The organism is Pseudomonas sp. GW821-FHT05H12 (assembly GCF_059419385.1).
The window spans coordinates 40,904-55,053 of the sequence record NZ_JBWKRS010000012.1 but is presented as its reverse complement, the minus strand read 5'-3'; the positions used below and the strand labels follow the sequence as shown (position 1 = coordinate 55,053).

Annotated in this window: 11 protein-coding genes; 8 read left to right on the top strand and 3 right to left on the bottom strand. The window is 62.1% G+C overall.

Translation table 11 applies throughout. The features are described from left to right. Positions 1-3: 3 nt before the first annotated feature. Both AC07SU_RS12855 and AC07SU_RS12850 read left to right on the top strand, forming a co-directional pair. Positions 4-486 carry a GNAT family N-acetyltransferase gene (locus AC07SU_RS12855; RefSeq protein WP_494997220.1) on the top strand — a complete coding sequence of 161 codons (483 nt, stop codon included), beginning with the start codon at positions 4-6 and terminating at the stop codon, positions 484-486. A 108-nt stretch (positions 487-594) separates the two neighbouring features. Then, positions 595-1,338, top strand: coding sequence for a YkgJ family cysteine cluster protein (locus AC07SU_RS12850; protein WP_494997219.1), 744 nt, complete (start codon positions 595-597; stop codon positions 1,336-1,338). Between the two features lie 84 nt (positions 1,339-1,422). On the opposite strand, the gene AC07SU_RS12845 is transcribed toward AC07SU_RS12850, so the two are convergent. From AC07SU_RS12845 to AC07SU_RS12835, 3 genes are all read right to left on the bottom strand, one after another. After that, positions 1,423-2,991: a methyl-accepting chemotaxis protein gene (locus AC07SU_RS12845; RefSeq protein ID WP_494997218.1), complete on the bottom strand. Its 1,569-nt coding sequence runs from the start codon at positions 2,989-2,991 to the stop codon at positions 1,423-1,425. 107 nt (positions 2,992-3,098) lie between these two features. Continuing rightward, a complete protein-coding gene (locus AC07SU_RS12840) occupies positions 3,099-3,881 on the bottom strand; it encodes a transporter substrate-binding domain-containing protein (RefSeq protein ID WP_176995022.1) in 783 nt (260 codons plus the stop codon). A gap of 164 nt (positions 3,882-4,045) precedes the next feature. Next, on the bottom strand, positions 4,046-4,279 hold the full coding sequence (locus tag AC07SU_RS12835) for a hypothetical protein (RefSeq protein ID WP_494997217.1): 234 nt from the start codon (positions 4,277-4,279) through the stop codon (positions 4,046-4,048). A 216-nt stretch (positions 4,280-4,495) separates the two neighbouring features. Here AC07SU_RS12835 and AC07SU_RS12830 point away from each other — a divergent pair, with 216 nt between their 5' ends. From AC07SU_RS12830 to AC07SU_RS12805, 6 genes are all read left to right on the top strand, one after another. Beyond that, positions 4,496-5,662 carry an efflux RND transporter periplasmic adaptor subunit gene (locus tag AC07SU_RS12830; RefSeq protein ID WP_494997216.1) on the top strand — a complete coding sequence of 389 codons (1,167 nt, stop codon included), beginning with the start codon at positions 4,496-4,498 and terminating at the stop codon, positions 5,660-5,662. Beyond that, positions 5,659-8,754, top strand: coding sequence for a multidrug efflux RND transporter permease subunit (locus AC07SU_RS12825; RefSeq protein WP_494997215.1), 3,096 nt, complete (start codon positions 5,659-5,661; stop codon positions 8,752-8,754). Before AC07SU_RS12830 ends, AC07SU_RS12825 begins: the two co-directional genes overlap by 4 nt. A gap of 9 nt (positions 8,755-8,763) precedes the next feature. Continuing rightward, the gene (locus tag AC07SU_RS12820; RefSeq protein ID WP_176995026.1) at positions 8,764-9,441 is read left to right on the top strand and encodes a heavy metal response regulator transcription factor; all 678 of its coding nucleotides are present in this window, start codon (positions 8,764-8,766) and stop codon (positions 9,439-9,441) included. Beyond that, positions 9,431-10,795, top strand: a complete 1,365-nt coding sequence (locus AC07SU_RS12815; RefSeq protein WP_494997214.1) for a heavy metal sensor histidine kinase — start codon at positions 9,431-9,433, stop codon at positions 10,793-10,795. The genes AC07SU_RS12820 and AC07SU_RS12815 overlap by 11 nt, the downstream gene beginning before the upstream one ends. A 393-nt stretch (positions 10,796-11,188) precedes the next feature. Then, a complete protein-coding gene (locus tag AC07SU_RS12810; protein WP_494997213.1) occupies positions 11,189-12,511 on the top strand; it encodes an OprD family porin in 1,323 nt (440 codons plus the stop codon). A gap of 76 nt (positions 12,512-12,587) precedes the next feature. Further along, positions 12,588-14,081 carry a sensor domain-containing diguanylate cyclase gene (locus AC07SU_RS12805; protein WP_494997212.1) on the top strand — a complete coding sequence of 498 codons (1,494 nt, stop codon included), beginning with the start codon at positions 12,588-12,590 and terminating at the stop codon, positions 14,079-14,081. Positions 14,082-14,150: the final 69 nt, after the last annotated feature.

Below are 14,150 nucleotides of genomic sequence, written 5' to 3'. Positions count from 1 at the left end.
GCCTTGGCCGAATACTTCCAGCTGCTGCGCCGCGACCTCATCGGCAGCCTGCCGGCACCGCAGTGGCCGGCAGGTACACAGCTGGACCACTACCGCGATGAACTGGCCCCGGCAATTCATGCCGTGTTGAGCATGACCCAGGCGCAAGGCGGTGGTCGTGTGGCCAGCCTGGAAGAATGGCGCCAGCAATTCACCACCGATGCCGAGTTCGACCCCAGCCTGTGCCTGGTGGCCAGCAACCGTGACGGTATCCTTGGCGTGGCCCAGTGCTGGACCAGCGCCTTTATCAAGAACTTGTCCGTACACCCCTGCGCCCAAGGCCAGGGGCTGGGTCGCGCCTTGTTGCTGCACACCTTCCAGGTGTTCAAGCAACGGGGCGAACCCTACGTGGACCTGAAGGTGCTGGAGAGCAATCTCCGTGCGCGGCAGTTGTATGAAAGCGAGGGCATGCGGTTTGTGCTGCGCGATGTCGTGCAAGAACACTGACAGGCACTGGCGCACAACTTGCTTCAAGAGAGCCTGAACGGTGGATAGAGGTAAAAACCCGCCGCCGTTCGAGAGTGCCCTCTGACCTTGCCTGGTGACAGATCCTCAATGAATACTCACTTTTCCTGCGTGGGTTGCGGCAAATGCTGCACCGACCATCACGTGCCCCTGACCCTCGACGAAGCCCGGCAGTGGGCGGCTGACGGCGGTAATGTCATTGTTCTGGTGGAAGGTTTCCTGGGCAATGGCCTGGGCCTGCCACAGGCGCAACGCGAGCATGCCGAGCGCCGTTCGGTGGTGGTGCCCAGCGGCAATACCGAGGCGTTTGTGGCAATCACCTTTGCCGCTTACAACGCCGGACGCTGCCGGAATCTTGACGAAGACGACCGCTGCCGCATCTACGAGCGCCGGCCATTGGTGTGCCGTATCTACCCGATGGAGATCAATCCACACATTCCATTAAACCCGGCCGCCAAGGACTGCCCGCCAGAATCCTGGGAGCAAGGGCCGGCGCTAATTGTTGGCGGCGAACTGATGGACCAGGAGTTGGCGGAACTGATTCGCCGTTCACGCCAGGCCGACCGTGATGACGTGCAAACCAAAGAGGCGGTTTGCGCCTTGCTGGGCATTCGCACTACGGCCCTCAAGGGCGACGGGTTTACCGCCTACCTGCCGGACATGAGTGCCTTTGCCCAGGCGATCACCTTGGCCGTTGACCAGCCCGCTGTGGCCAACGAGTGGGTGTTCCATGTGTCGGGGATGGACATCGCCGAACAGTTGCTGGATGCCGGCGCTCAGATTGCAACGGAGGTGCCGGCCAACTATGCGTTTATTTCGTTGAGGGCTGCGTAAGGCCGACTGGCCTCATCGCGGGCAAGCCCGCTCCCACATTTAAAATGCTCGCGATGAGGCCAGCACATTCAACGCAACCCCAGATCAGTGCCGCTTGCCCCAGAACTCCTGCGCCAGCTGGCGCAGGTCATCGGCCAGCATTGCCACATCGCCGGAGCTGAGCTGGCTTTGCTGGGCGGCACTGACAGTGGCTTCACCGGCGTTGCGGATGCCGACAATATTGCGATTGATGTCTTCGCTGACCGCGCTCTGTTCTTCCACCGCTGCCGCAATCTGCTGGCTCATGGCGGTAATCTGAGTGACACGCTGGCTGATACCGTCCAACGCTGCCGCCGCCCGCTGTGCCTGCTGGACACTGGCCTCGACATGTTCGCTGCTGTGGGCCATGGCTTGCACAGCATCGCGCGCGCCACCTTGCAGGGTGCTGATCATGCGCTGGATTTCATTGGTGGATTGCTGGGTGCGCTGGGCCAGGCCGCGCACTTCATCGGCGACTACGGCAAAACCTCGTCCCTGTTCACCCGCGCGCGCCGCCTCGATGGCGGCGTTGAGCGCCAGCAGGTTGGTCTGTTCGGCAATCGTGCGGATCACCTCAAGCACGCCACTGATTTCAGCGCTGTGGCTTTCCAGTTGCTGGATCACTTGGGTCGCGCGCGCCAACTCGTCGGACAGGCGCAGTACCGCATCACGGCTATCGTCGACGCGCTGGTGACCTTCACGGGTTTCGCTGCCGGCCTGGTCGGCGGCCTTGGAGGCTTCCAGCGCATGGCTGGCCACTTCGGCGACGCTGGCGGCCATCTGGTGGATCGCTGCCGCCACCTGGTCGGTCTGGGCCTGCTGGCCCTGGCTGCTGGCCTGGCTCGCGTTCAGATGTGCCACCAGTTGCGCCGCGTGCCCGGACAAGCGCAACGACGCATCGCCGATGCGCCCCACCACCGCGCCCACCTGGGCTTCGAGCATCTGCAGGGCGAACTCGATCTGCCCGCACTCGTCTCTGCGCCCGGTGTAGATCGCCTGGCTCAGGGGGTTGTCTGCGATCAGCCGCGCCCGCTGATTCAACTGTGCGAGCGGGCGCAGGATCACGTTGACCCCCGCTGCCCCCACCGCACACCCCGCCACCAGGGCCAGCAGTTGCCAAGCGAGAGAATAGGTGACCAAGCCCAAGGCCCAGGTCATACCACTGGAGCCAATCACCCAAGCCGATAACTTCACCCCCATGCCGAACGCCGGCAGTTTGCGGCGTTTGCCCGCCCGCAACTGCGCATACGCGCGCTCCGCTGCCACCACCCGGTGCGTGGCAGGTTTGGTGCGTACCGATTGGTACTCCACCGTTTTCCCCTCGCGCGTCACCGGCGTCGCGTAGGCGCTGACCCAATAATGGTCGCCGTTCTTGCAACGGTTTTTCACCATGCCCATCCACGAGCGACCGCTCTTCAGGGTTTGCCACATGTGCGCAAACGCAGCAGGCGGCATATCCGGATGACGCAACAGGTTGTGTGGCGAACCGAGCAGTTCTTCGCGGGTATAGCCGCAAACGTCGATGAAGTCCCCGTTGGCGTAGGTAATCGCGCCTGTCAGGTCCGTGGTCGAAAGGATGTTGGCGTCAGGGGCAAAGTCCACACCTCGACCGGTGACCGGCAGATTGATCTTCATGGATAAGCGCGCTCGTAATTGTTGGAGGAGTCGGCAGGGCGTCGACTCTAAGCGCACCGAAAGGGCAAAGATTGATCCAGCTCATGTTCCGAGCAATTAATTAGCCATCATGGATGGGCAAGCGGGGCATCGAGACGATAGGGCTGGAGGATGCGTTGGTATTCACCGCTTTGCATCAGTTGTTCAAGCGCGCGGTTGAGTTGTTCGCGCAACGCCGTATCAGGCTTGCGCAGCGCTATCGCCACGCCGTCCCCCAGCAGGTCCGCTGAAACGGCGGGGCCAAGAAAACCGAAATCCTGGCCGTCGGGGGTGTCGAGCAACGCCTCACGGATTTCTACCGTGCCTTGCAGCGTCGCGTCGATATCACCGGCGATCAGACTGCGGATCAATTCCTGATTGAGCCAGAAACTCTTGATGATGACGCCCCTGGGCGCCCATTGTGACTGGGCAAAGGCTTCACGATTGCTCCCCAGCAGCACCCCCACGCGCTTGCCCTTCAGAGAGCGTGCGGTGGGCATCAAGCAGGATGTTCTGCGGCCGACCAGTTGCGTGGTGAAGGGATACAGGCTGTCGGTGAAGCTCACCCATTGGCGCCGCTTCGGCGTAGAGGCAATGCCCATGATCGCGTCGAATTGCCGGGCTTCAAGTGCGGAAAAGTCTTCGACAAGCATCTGGTCGACCCAGGTGCAACGCACGTTGAGTTGCGTGCACAGGGCGTTACCCAGCTCGATGTTCAGGCCAACCAATTGCCCCTGGGGGTTGCGGCTTTGAAAAGGAGGAAAGAGTGCTGCCACGCCGAAACGGATTTCATCACGGTTTTTTTCGGCACAGACAACGGCGTCAGCGCAAAGCAGCAGGGCAAACGCTACACAAATGCGTATCAAGGCCACCGGAACATCCTTTCCCTAAAAGTGCTGCATCACACGCCCCGGTAAAAATTGACCGGGGCGAAGCCAATGCTGCGCAAGCTTTCAAGAAATGGATGCGGCCCTACAATCGGAAATATCGACGGACGACGTAGGCAAAAGTCGACACAGGTTGCGACCTTTTACTCTCAGCGTTTACCCATCGAACGACGGGTACCTGGCGGGGCCATGCCTGGAGTCTTGGTATGACCGTTCTTCGCGCCACCTTTGTACCAAGGCTGGGTGGCATTCTTGGCCCCGGCCAGTTCACCCGGCTTGAACGGAAACTTAAACGCCGGGATCTCGGCTTTTTCAACGCTTTGAGCGTCGGCCGGGTCGACGAGGTCGGCCGCTTCAACAGGGGGTTGTGTCGGGGAAGTCATGGAAGCTCCGGGGGCGTGCAGAAAATGAGGCGCGGCCAGCTTGCGGGCCGCACTGGGGCGCAGTATACCTGCGCGCTTCAGATCTTTAACCACCGCCTGTACGAATGGTCTTCAGTTTGCTGACAGCCCTGTCAGTTAGCAGTCACCGTGCTGACCGGGTTGGCGGGCTATAAAGCACCTACATTCTCCCAACCCTCTGCCCCGGCGCCCCACCCCATGCACATTCAACGAAAAACCGCCCTGATCGTGGGTGTCCTCGTGGTATTGGCGATAGCTGCCTGGGCGTTGACCCGGCCGGCCAAGACCAAACTGGTTGCGTCCACAGCCGTGCCAGTACGGGTCGTGAAAGTGGTGGAGCAGGACTTGCCGCGTTATGTCACGGGCATCGGCTCGGTGCTGTCGCTGCACAGCGTGGTCATTCGTCCACAAATCGACGGTATCCTCACCAAACTGCTGGTCAAGGAAGGCCAACTGGTCAAGGCCGGCGACCTGTTGGCCACCATCGACGACCGTTCGATCCGCGCCAGCCTCGACCAGGCCAAGGCACAGTTGGGCGAGAGCCAGGCGCAGTTGCAAGTGGCGTTGGTCAACCTCAAGCGCTACAAGGAATTGAGCATCGACGATGGCGTGTCGAAGCAGACTTACGACCAGCAACAGGCTCTGGTCAACCAGTTGAAGGCCACGGCGCAAGGCAATCAGGCCGCGATCGACTCGGCCCAGGTTCAGCTTTCGTACACGCAGATTCGTTCCCCGGTTACTGGCCGCGTCGGCATTCGTACGGTGGACGAGGGCAACTTTCTGCGCATGAGCGACACCCAAGGGTTGTTCTCGGTCACCCAGATCGACCCCATCGCCGTGGAGTTTTCCCTGCCACAGCAAATGCTGCCGACCTTGCAGGGGCTGATCGCCGCCGAGCACCCGGCCAGCGTCGACGCCTTTCTCGGTGCCGATACCGAAGGTGAACACAGCGAGCTGCTGGGCGAAGGCCGCCTGAGCCTGATCGACAACCAGATCAACAGCACCACCGGCACTATCCGCGCCAAAGCCGAGTTCCGTAACAACACGCAGAAGCTCTGGCCGGGCCAGCTGGTGACGATCAAGATCCAGACCGCCCTCGACCGCAACGCCCTGGCCGTGCCGCCAACCGTGGTGCAGCGAGGCCTGGACTCGCACTTCGTGTACCGCGTCAATGGCGACAAGGTGGACATCGTGCCGGTGCAGGTGGTGTACCAGGACAGCGAATTCAATATCCTCAAGGGCATCCAGGCCGGTGACGTGCTGGTCAGTGATGGCCAGTCGCGCCTCAAGTCCGGTGCCAAGGTCGAGATTCTCAAAGAGCCACCGCAGGTGATCCAGACCGCTGACGCCAAGGTGCAGCCATGACGTCGCGGGGGTCGGTTTCCGCGTGGTGCATCGACCGCCCGGTCGCCACCTTGCTGCTGACATTTGCCCTGGTGCTGTTGGGGCTGATTGCGTTCCCCAAACTGCCTATCGCCCCGCTGCCGGAAGCTGAGTTCCCGACGATCCAGGTAACCGCCCAGCTACCCGGCGCCAGCCCCGACACTATGGCGTCCTCCGTGGCGACGCCGCTGGAAGTGCAGTTCAGTGCCATTCCCGGCATGACCCAGATGACCTCCAGCAGCGCCCTCGGCTCAAGCCTGCTGACCCTGCAATTCACCCTCGACAAGAGCATCGACACGGCCGCCCAAGAGGTGCAGGCCGCCATCAACACCGCGGCCGGCAAGCTGCCCAGCGACATGCCAAGCCTGCCGACTTGGCGCAAGGTCAACCCGGCAGACAGCCCGGTGCTGATCATCAGCGTCAGTTCCCATGACATGCCCGGTACCGAGTTGAGCGACCTGGTAGAAACCCTGCTGGCCCGGCAACTCAGCCAGGTCGACGGCGTCGGCCAGATCAACATCACCGGCCAGCAACGCCCGGCGATCCGCGTACAGGCCTCGCCCGACAAGCTCGCGGCCATCGGCCTGACCCTCGCGGATGTTCGCCTGGCCATCCAGCAATCCAGCCTGAACCTGGCCAAAGGCGCGCTGTACGGCAAGAACAGCGTGTCGACCCTGGCAACCAACGACCAGCTGTTTCACCCGGATGAATACGGCGACCTGATCATCTCCTACAAGAACGGCGCACCGGTGCAACTGCGGGATGTGGCCAAGGTGGTCAATGGCTCGGAAAATGCCTACGTCCAGGCCTGGGCGGTTGACACCCCCGGCGTCAACCTGGTGATTACCCGCCAGCCCGGCGCCAACATTGTCGAGACCGTAGAACGCATCCAGGCCGAAATGCCGCGCCTGGAAGCCATGCTACCCGCCTCGGTCCAGGTCAGCGTGCTGATGGACCGCACCACCACCATCCGCGCCTCGCTGCACGAAGTGGAAATGACCCTGCTGATCGCCATCCTGCTGGTGGTGGGGGTCATGGCGATCTTCCTGCGCCAATGGTCAGCCACCGTCATTGTGTCCAGCGTGCTGGGCGTGTCACTGGTCGCCAGCTTTGCGCTGATGTACGTGATGGGCTTCAGCCTGAACAACCTGACCCTGGTCGCCATCGTGGTGGCCGTGGGGTTTGTGGTGGACGACGCGATCGTGGTGGTGGAGAACATCCATCGCCACCTCGAAACCGGCCTGGACAAGCGCGAGGCGGCGATCAAGGGGGCCAGCGAGATTGGCTTCACCGTGGTGTCCATCAGCGTGTCGCTGGTGGCCGCGTTTATTCCGCTGCTGTTCATGGGCGGTGTGGTCGGCAGGCTGTTCAAGGAGTTTGCCTTGACCGCCACATCGACCATCCTGATTTCCGTCGTGGTGTCCCTGACCCTTGCGCCGACCCTGGCGGCGCTGTTCATGAAAGCGCCGAGCCATCGCCCCCACGACAAACCCGGCTTTGGCGAACGCCTGCTGGCAGGTTACGAACGGAACCTGCGCCGCGCCCTCGCCCAACAGCGCACGATGGCCGGTATTTTCCTCCTGACCCTGGGCCTGGCCGTGGCGGGTTATGTGTTTATCCCCAAGGGTTTTTTCCCGGTGCAGGACACCGGTTTCATCCTAGGAACCAGCGAAGCGGCGGCGGACGTGTCGTACCCCGACATGGTTGCCAAGCACAAGGCGCTGGCCGAAATCATGAAGGCTGACCCCGCCGTGCGGGCGTTCTCCCACTCTGTTGGCGTCACCGGTAGCAACCAGACCATCGCCAACGGCCGCTTCTGGATCTCCCTCGTGGACCGGGGTGACCGGGACGTGTCCGCCAGCCAGTTCATCGACCGCATCCGCCCCAAGCTGGCCGCCGTGCCGGGGATCGTCCTGTACCTGCGCGCCGGCCAGGACATCAACCTCAGCTCGGGCCCCAGCCGCAGCCAGTACCAATATGTGCTCAAAAGCAACGACGGCGCGACGCTCAATACCTGGACCCAACGCCTGACCGAAAAGCTGCGCTCCATTCCGGCGTTCCGCGATATCTCCAACGACTTGCAGCTGGGCGGCAGCATCACCCACATCACCATCGACCGCCGCGCGGCGGCACGCTTCGGCCTGACCGCCACCGATGTCGACCAGGCGCTGTACGACGCCTTCGGGCAACGCCAGGTCAATGAGTTCCAGACCGAAATCAACCAGTACCAGGTGGTGCTGGAACTGGACACCCGCCAGCGCGGCAAGGCCGAAAGCCTGAATTACTTCTACCTGCGCTCACCACTGACCAATGAAATGGTGCCGCTGTCGGCGGTGGCCAGCGTCGATGCGCCCACCGTTGGCCCGTTGTCGATCAGCCATGACGGTATGTTCCCGGCGGCCAACCTGTCGTTCAACCTGGCGCCCGGCGTGGCGCTGGGTGATGCGGTGATCCTGCTCAACCAGGCGAAAAACGAGATCGGCATGCCGACCTCGATCATCGGCAATTTCCAGGGCGCGGCCCAGGCGTTCCAGAGTTCACTGGCCAGCCAGCCGTGGCTGATCCTTGCGGCGCTGGTGGCGGTCTACATCATTTTGGGCGTGCTGTATGAGAGCTTTGTGCACCCGCTGACCATCATCTCGACCCTGCCCTCGGCCGGGCTGGGCGCGCTGATCATGTTGTGGCTGCTGGGCCAGGACTTCTCGATCATGGCGCTGATCGGCCTGGTGCTACTGATCGGGATTGTGAAGAAGAACGGTATCCTGTTGATCGACTTTGCCCTGGAGGCGCAACGTACGCGTGGCCTGACACCTCATGATGCGATCTTCGAGGCCTGTATCACGCGGTTCCGCCCGATCATCATGACCTCCCTGGCCGCCCTGCTCGGCGCCCTGCCGCTGATGCTGGGCTATGGCGCCGGCGCCGAGTTACGCCAGCCACTGGGCATCGCCGTGGTCGGCGGCTTGCTGGTGAGCCAGGCGCTGACGCTGTTCACTACACCGGTCATATACTTGTACCTTGAAAAGTTTTTTCACCGGCCCACACCTGCGCCTGCGTTGGCGACCACACACTGAGGCGGTGTCATGCGCGTCCTGATTATTGAAGATGAAGAAAAAACCGCGGACTACCTGCACCGCGGCCTGACCGAACAAGGCTACACCGTCGATGTGGCCCGTGAGGGCGTCGAGGGTTTGCACCTGGCGCTGGAGAACGATTACGCCGTGATCGTGCTCGACGTGATGCTGCCGGGCCTCGATGGCTTTGGTGTGCTGCGCGCCTTGCGTGCACGCAAGCAGACGCCGGTGATCATGCTCACCGCCCGCGAGCGCGTCGAAGACCGCATTCGCGGCCTGCGTGAGGGCGCCGATGACTACCTGGGCAAACCGTTTTCGTTCCTGGAGCTGGTGGCGCGCCTGCAGGCGTTGACCCGGCGCAGCGGCGGCCATGAGCCGGTGCAGGTGACCGTCGCCGACCTGTGGATCGACCTGATCAGCCGCAAGGCCAGCCGTAACGGCCTGCGCCTGGACCTGACGGCCAAGGAGTTCTCGCTGCTCAGCGTATTGGCGCGGCGCCAGGGTGAAATCCTGTCCAAGACCGCCATCGCGGAAATGGTCTGGGACATCAATTTCGACAGCGACGCCAACGTGGTCGAAGTCGCGATCAAACGTCTGCGCGCCAAGCTCGACGGGCCGTTCGAGCAGAAACTGCTGCACACCATTCGCGGCATGGGCTACGTACTGGAGAGCCGAAGTGTCGTCTAACTCCATCGCTCTGCGCCTGAGCGGCATGTTCACGCTGGTGGCGCTGTTGATCTTCATGCTGATCGGCGGCGCGCTGTACCAGCAAGTGGACCGTGGACTGGGGTTGTTGCCGGGTGCCGAACTGGACGCGCGCTACAGCGTGCTGGAGTCGTCGGTGAACCGCTTCGGCACACCGGACCATTGGGCAAAAATCACCGCCAAGCTCAAGCTGCTCGGCGAGGAAGACAAGCGCATCCGCTTCTGGGTGGTGAGCAGTGACCCGACGTACGAGTACGGCAACCCCGACGCCCAGATCCGCGCCTTCGCCGAAGGGCCGACCGGCAAGCGCGACCTGCGCCTGCCCGGGCATGAATACCCGTTCAAGGTGCTGCTGAGCCAGTTCCCGGCCAAGGAACAGCGCCCGCCCCTGCGCTTCATGATTGCTATCGACACCGAGAACTTCCGCGCCACCCAGCACCAACTGCTGATGGCCTTGATCGGCCTGGCCTGTATCGGCGTAGCGCTGGCGGCGCTGCTGGGGTTCTGGGTCTCGCGCATCGGCCTCAAGCCACTGGGCAAACTCTCGGACGAAGCGCAGAAGCTCGCCCCGCCCAAACTGTCCGGGCGCCTGCACTTGTCGCCGCTGCCGCCGGAATTGAGCCAATTCGTCAACTCGTTCAACTCCACCCTCGACCGCGTGGAACAAGCCTACTCGCGCCTTGAGTCGTTCAATGCCGACGTGGCCCACGAACTGCGCTCGCCGCTGACCAACCTGATCGGCCAGACCCAGGTGGCGCTGACCCGTGGGCGCTCGGCCGAGCACTACTTCGAGGTGCTGCAATCGAACCTTGAAGAACTGGAACGGCTGCGCTCGATCATCAACGACATGCTGTTCCTCGCCAGCGCCGACCAGGGCAGCAAGGCCACCAAGCTGATCGAAAGCTCCCTGGCCGATGAAGTGGCGACCACCCTCGATTACCTGGACTTCATCCTCGAAGACGCCCAGGTCAAGGTGCGGGTGCGCGGGGATGCCTTGGTCCACATCGAAAAAGCCCACCTGCGCCGCGCCTTGATCAACCTGCTCAGCAACGCGGTGCAGCACACCGCGCCCGGGCGGGTCATCGAAGTGAACATTGAAATGCAGGATCATCAGGTGGCGATCGGGGTCACCAACCCGGGTGACGAGATTGCCAGCGAACATTTGCCGCGTCTGTTCGAGCGCTTCTATCGGGTGGATGCCTCGCGCAGCAACAGCGGCGCCAATCACGGGCTGGGGCTGGCCATCGTCAAGGCGATTGCGCTGATGCATGGCGGGGATGTGTTTGTGCGCAGTGATGGCGGCGGCAATACCTTTGGCATCACCCTGCCCGTATAGCCCCAAAACACCTTGGCCCAAATGTGGGAGCTGGCTTGCCTGCGATGGCGGTGTTGAATTCACCGACGCTATCGCAGGCAAGCCAGCTCCCACATTTGGATCGCGGTGTATCAGGTAAGCCCTCCACGTCTCTAACTGTTGCGATTTGGGCAACAGTCATTATCTTGTTACACTCTGTATCGCACCGCTCACCTGCGTTAATTTGACGCACCGATGAGCGAGACGGCAAGGCAGCTTCCCGCTCACCCGAATTCCCCTCGACTTATTTCCAGGGCTCTACACTGGGAATCTGTTCAAAGCCGCTGACTTCAGCGGCTTTTTTTTGCCGTAAAAAAGGCCAGGCACACCCCCACGACATTGGCCGTTTTTGATTGACCCAAAGGAGCTCCACCGGTGAAGAACTCGCTGACGTTCACCCCGCTATTCCTCGCTATTGCAGCAACGATTGCCCCTCTTGCCCACGCGGCAGACTCCACCCCCGCCGACGGTTTCGTCGAAGGCGCCCACCTCACGATCAACACCCGCAACTACTACATGAACCGCGACCGTCGCGACATCCACACCGATGACAGCAAGGAATGGGGCCAGGGTTTTCTCGGCACCTTCGAATCCGGCTACACCCAGGGCACCGTCGGCTTTGGCCTGGACGCCCACGCCATGCTCGGCCTCAAGCTTGACGGCGGTGGCGGTACCGACGGTTCCAGCATCCTGCCCGTGGGCTCGGGCAACGGTAAAGCCCCGGGGTCGTTTTCGACCGCAGGCGGCACGCTGAAAATGCGCGCGTTTGACACCGAATTGAAAGCCGGCGACCTGTTCCTCAACAACCCGGTGATCGCTGGCGGCATGACCCGCATGCTGCCGCAGACGTTCCGCGGTGTGAGCCTGACCAACCACAGTTTCGATGGCTGGATGTTCGAAGGCGGCCAAGCCAGCTTCACCAAGCTCTACAACCAGAGCGGCCACCGTCGCATCGGCACCAGCTACGGCACCCTGCCAGATCACGCCGACAGCCAGCATCTGGATTGGGCCGGCGTGTCCTTCAGCGGCATTCCAGGCCTGACCAGCAACCTGTATGCGTCCGAACTCAAGGATGTGTGGCACCAGTACTACTACGACCTGGACTACACCTACGCCCTGAACGACCTGGTCAGCCTCAACCCAGGCCTGCACTACTACCACACCCAGGACACCGGGCAATCGCTGCTGGGCGCGATCGACAACAACACCTACAGCCTGCATTTCACCGTGGGCGTGGGCAACCACAGCATCACCGCGGCCTATCAGCGGGTGAACGGCAACACGCCGTTCGACTACATCACCCAGGGCGACAGCATCTACCTGGACAACTCCCAGCAGTACTCGGACTTCAACGGCCCCAACGAGCGCTCCTGGAAACTCAAGTACGCTTATGACTTTGCCGGCCTCGGCCTGCCCGGCCTGACGTCTGCCGTGTCCTACATCAGCGGCAAGACCGACCTGACCAAAGTCGACCCCAATAGCCGTGGCTACAGTGCCTGGTACAGCGCCGATGGCAAGGATGCCAAGCACTGGGAACGCGACATTGACCTGAAATATGTGGTGCAAGGCGGCAAGGCCAAGGACCTGGCGGTACGCCTGCAATGGGCAACCAACCGGGGTGGCAATGGCTACTCGGCGGTAGACCGGGACGTGGACGAATACCGGGTGATCGTGGACTACCCGATCAACGTATTCTGATTTCCTGTTAACCAATCATTTAATTTTCATCGCGCAGCACTAAACTGCCAGCATCTACTCCGTTGAAGTCTGCGCGATGAGTCAACCCCGTACTCGTAACTTGCCCTCTCGTTCAGAGCTGTTGCTGATGTTGGGCAGTGGCTTCACCGTCCTCCTGATCGTGATCATCGTGGCTGCCCTGCTCAGCCGCGAACATGACAGCACCCTGCTGGCCGCCAAGCGATCGACCACCAACATTACCCAACTGATCAATGCCGATGTGCTGCGCAACGTCGAACTCTACGACCTGGCGCTGCAAGGGTTGATCGCCGCGACCACGCGCAATGACCTTGCGCATGTGTCAGCCGATATTCAGCATCTGGTGCAGTTTGATCAATCCACCGCCGCGCCCTTCAAGGGCGAAGTGCTGTTGCTGGATGCCAACGGTGCGGTCATCGCCGACTCCTCGACGCTGCACCCGACACCGCGCAATTTCGCCAACCGGGATTACTTCCTGGCCCACCAGAACAACAGCCAGGTTGGGCTGTTCATCAGTCGCCCGTTCAAGATTCGCTGCGATTGCGACCAGGTCTGGCGCATTGCATTCAGCCGCCGAGTGTCGGGGCCCAATGGCGAGTTTGCCGGGGTCGCGGTGGCGACCATGCGCCTGGCGTACTTCGATCAACTGTTCAACCGGCTCACCATCGGCAATGGCAGCTCGGTGAACCTGCTCAATACCCACGGCATTCTCCTGGCCCAGCAACCGCTGCTGGAACGCGACATGATCGACAAGGACCTGAGTGATCGGCCCAACTTCAAACGCATGCTGCATGAAGGCGAAGGGAGTTTTCGCGCGATCTCATCGCTCTCGGGTACAGAACGGCTGTATACGTTCAGCAATGTCGGCGAGTTGCCGCTGATCGTGGTGGTGGCTCTGGCCAGTGAAGATGTATTCGCGCCCTGGGAGCGCGCCGCATTGTTGACCAGCGGCGCCACCGGGGTGCTGTGCATTGGCCTGTTATGGTTGACCTGGATGTTGCGCCGCGAGTTGCGCCGTCGCCATCGCGCCGAGCAGGTGCTGTCGGAACTGGCGGCCACCGATGCCCTCACGGGCCTGGCCAACCGCAGAACCCTGGATGATCGCCTGCGCCTGGAATGGGACCGCGCACAGCGTTCGACCGAGCCGCTGACCCTGCTGATGATCGATGTGGACCACTTCAAGGCGTTCAATGACCGCCACGGTCATCACGGTGGCGACGCGGCACTGCGCACGGTGGCCCAGGTGATCGGAAGCAATATCCGTCGCCCCGCCGACCTGGCCGCACGCTATGGTGGCGAGGAGTTTGCGGTGGTGCTGCCCGATACCGACGCCAAGGGCGCCCGGGTCATCGCCGAACACATCCGCAGCAGCATCGAGCTTCTGCCCCGCGTGGCCGGCGCCGAACGGCCGATCACGGTGAGTATCGGCATGAGCACCTGGCATAAACGCCACCGCCAGCCGCTGGAGGCGCTGCTGCTCAGTGCCGACCAGGCGCTGTACGAGGCCAAGCACAGCGGGCGCAACCGGGTGGCAGAGGCCAGCGCTTGCTGAATGGGACCATTGGCGTTACCCGGCAAGGTGATTCAAGGGCTACGCTATGGGCATCCTTGCAGCAGAAGT

What these genes read in the sequence shown, in the direction of transcription:
- AC07SU_RS12830 (WP_494997216.1), top strand. Translation starts at nt 4,496, where the DNA reads ATGCACATTCAACGAAAAACCGCCCTGATCGTGGGTGTCCTCGTGGTA.
- AC07SU_RS12805 (WP_494997212.1), top strand. Translation starts at nt 12,588, where the DNA reads ATGAGTCAACCCCGTACTCGTAACTTGCCCTCTCGTTCAGAGCTGTTG.
- AC07SU_RS12820 (WP_176995026.1), top strand. Translation starts at nt 8,764, where the DNA reads ATGCGCGTCCTGATTATTGAAGATGAAGAAAAAACCGCGGACTACCTG.
- AC07SU_RS12825 (WP_494997215.1), top strand. Translation starts at nt 5,659, where the DNA reads ATGACGTCGCGGGGGTCGGTTTCCGCGTGGTGCATCGACCGCCCGGTC.
- AC07SU_RS12850 (WP_494997219.1), top strand. Translation starts at nt 595, where the DNA reads ATGAATACTCACTTTTCCTGCGTGGGTTGCGGCAAATGCTGCACCGAC.
- AC07SU_RS12845 (WP_494997218.1), bottom strand. Translation starts at nt 2,991, where the DNA reads ATGAAGATCAATCTGCCGGTCACCGGTCGAGGTGTGGACTTTGCCCCT.
- AC07SU_RS12835 (WP_494997217.1), bottom strand. Translation starts at nt 4,279, where the DNA reads ATGACTTCCCCGACACAACCCCCTGTTGAAGCGGCCGACCTCGTCGAC.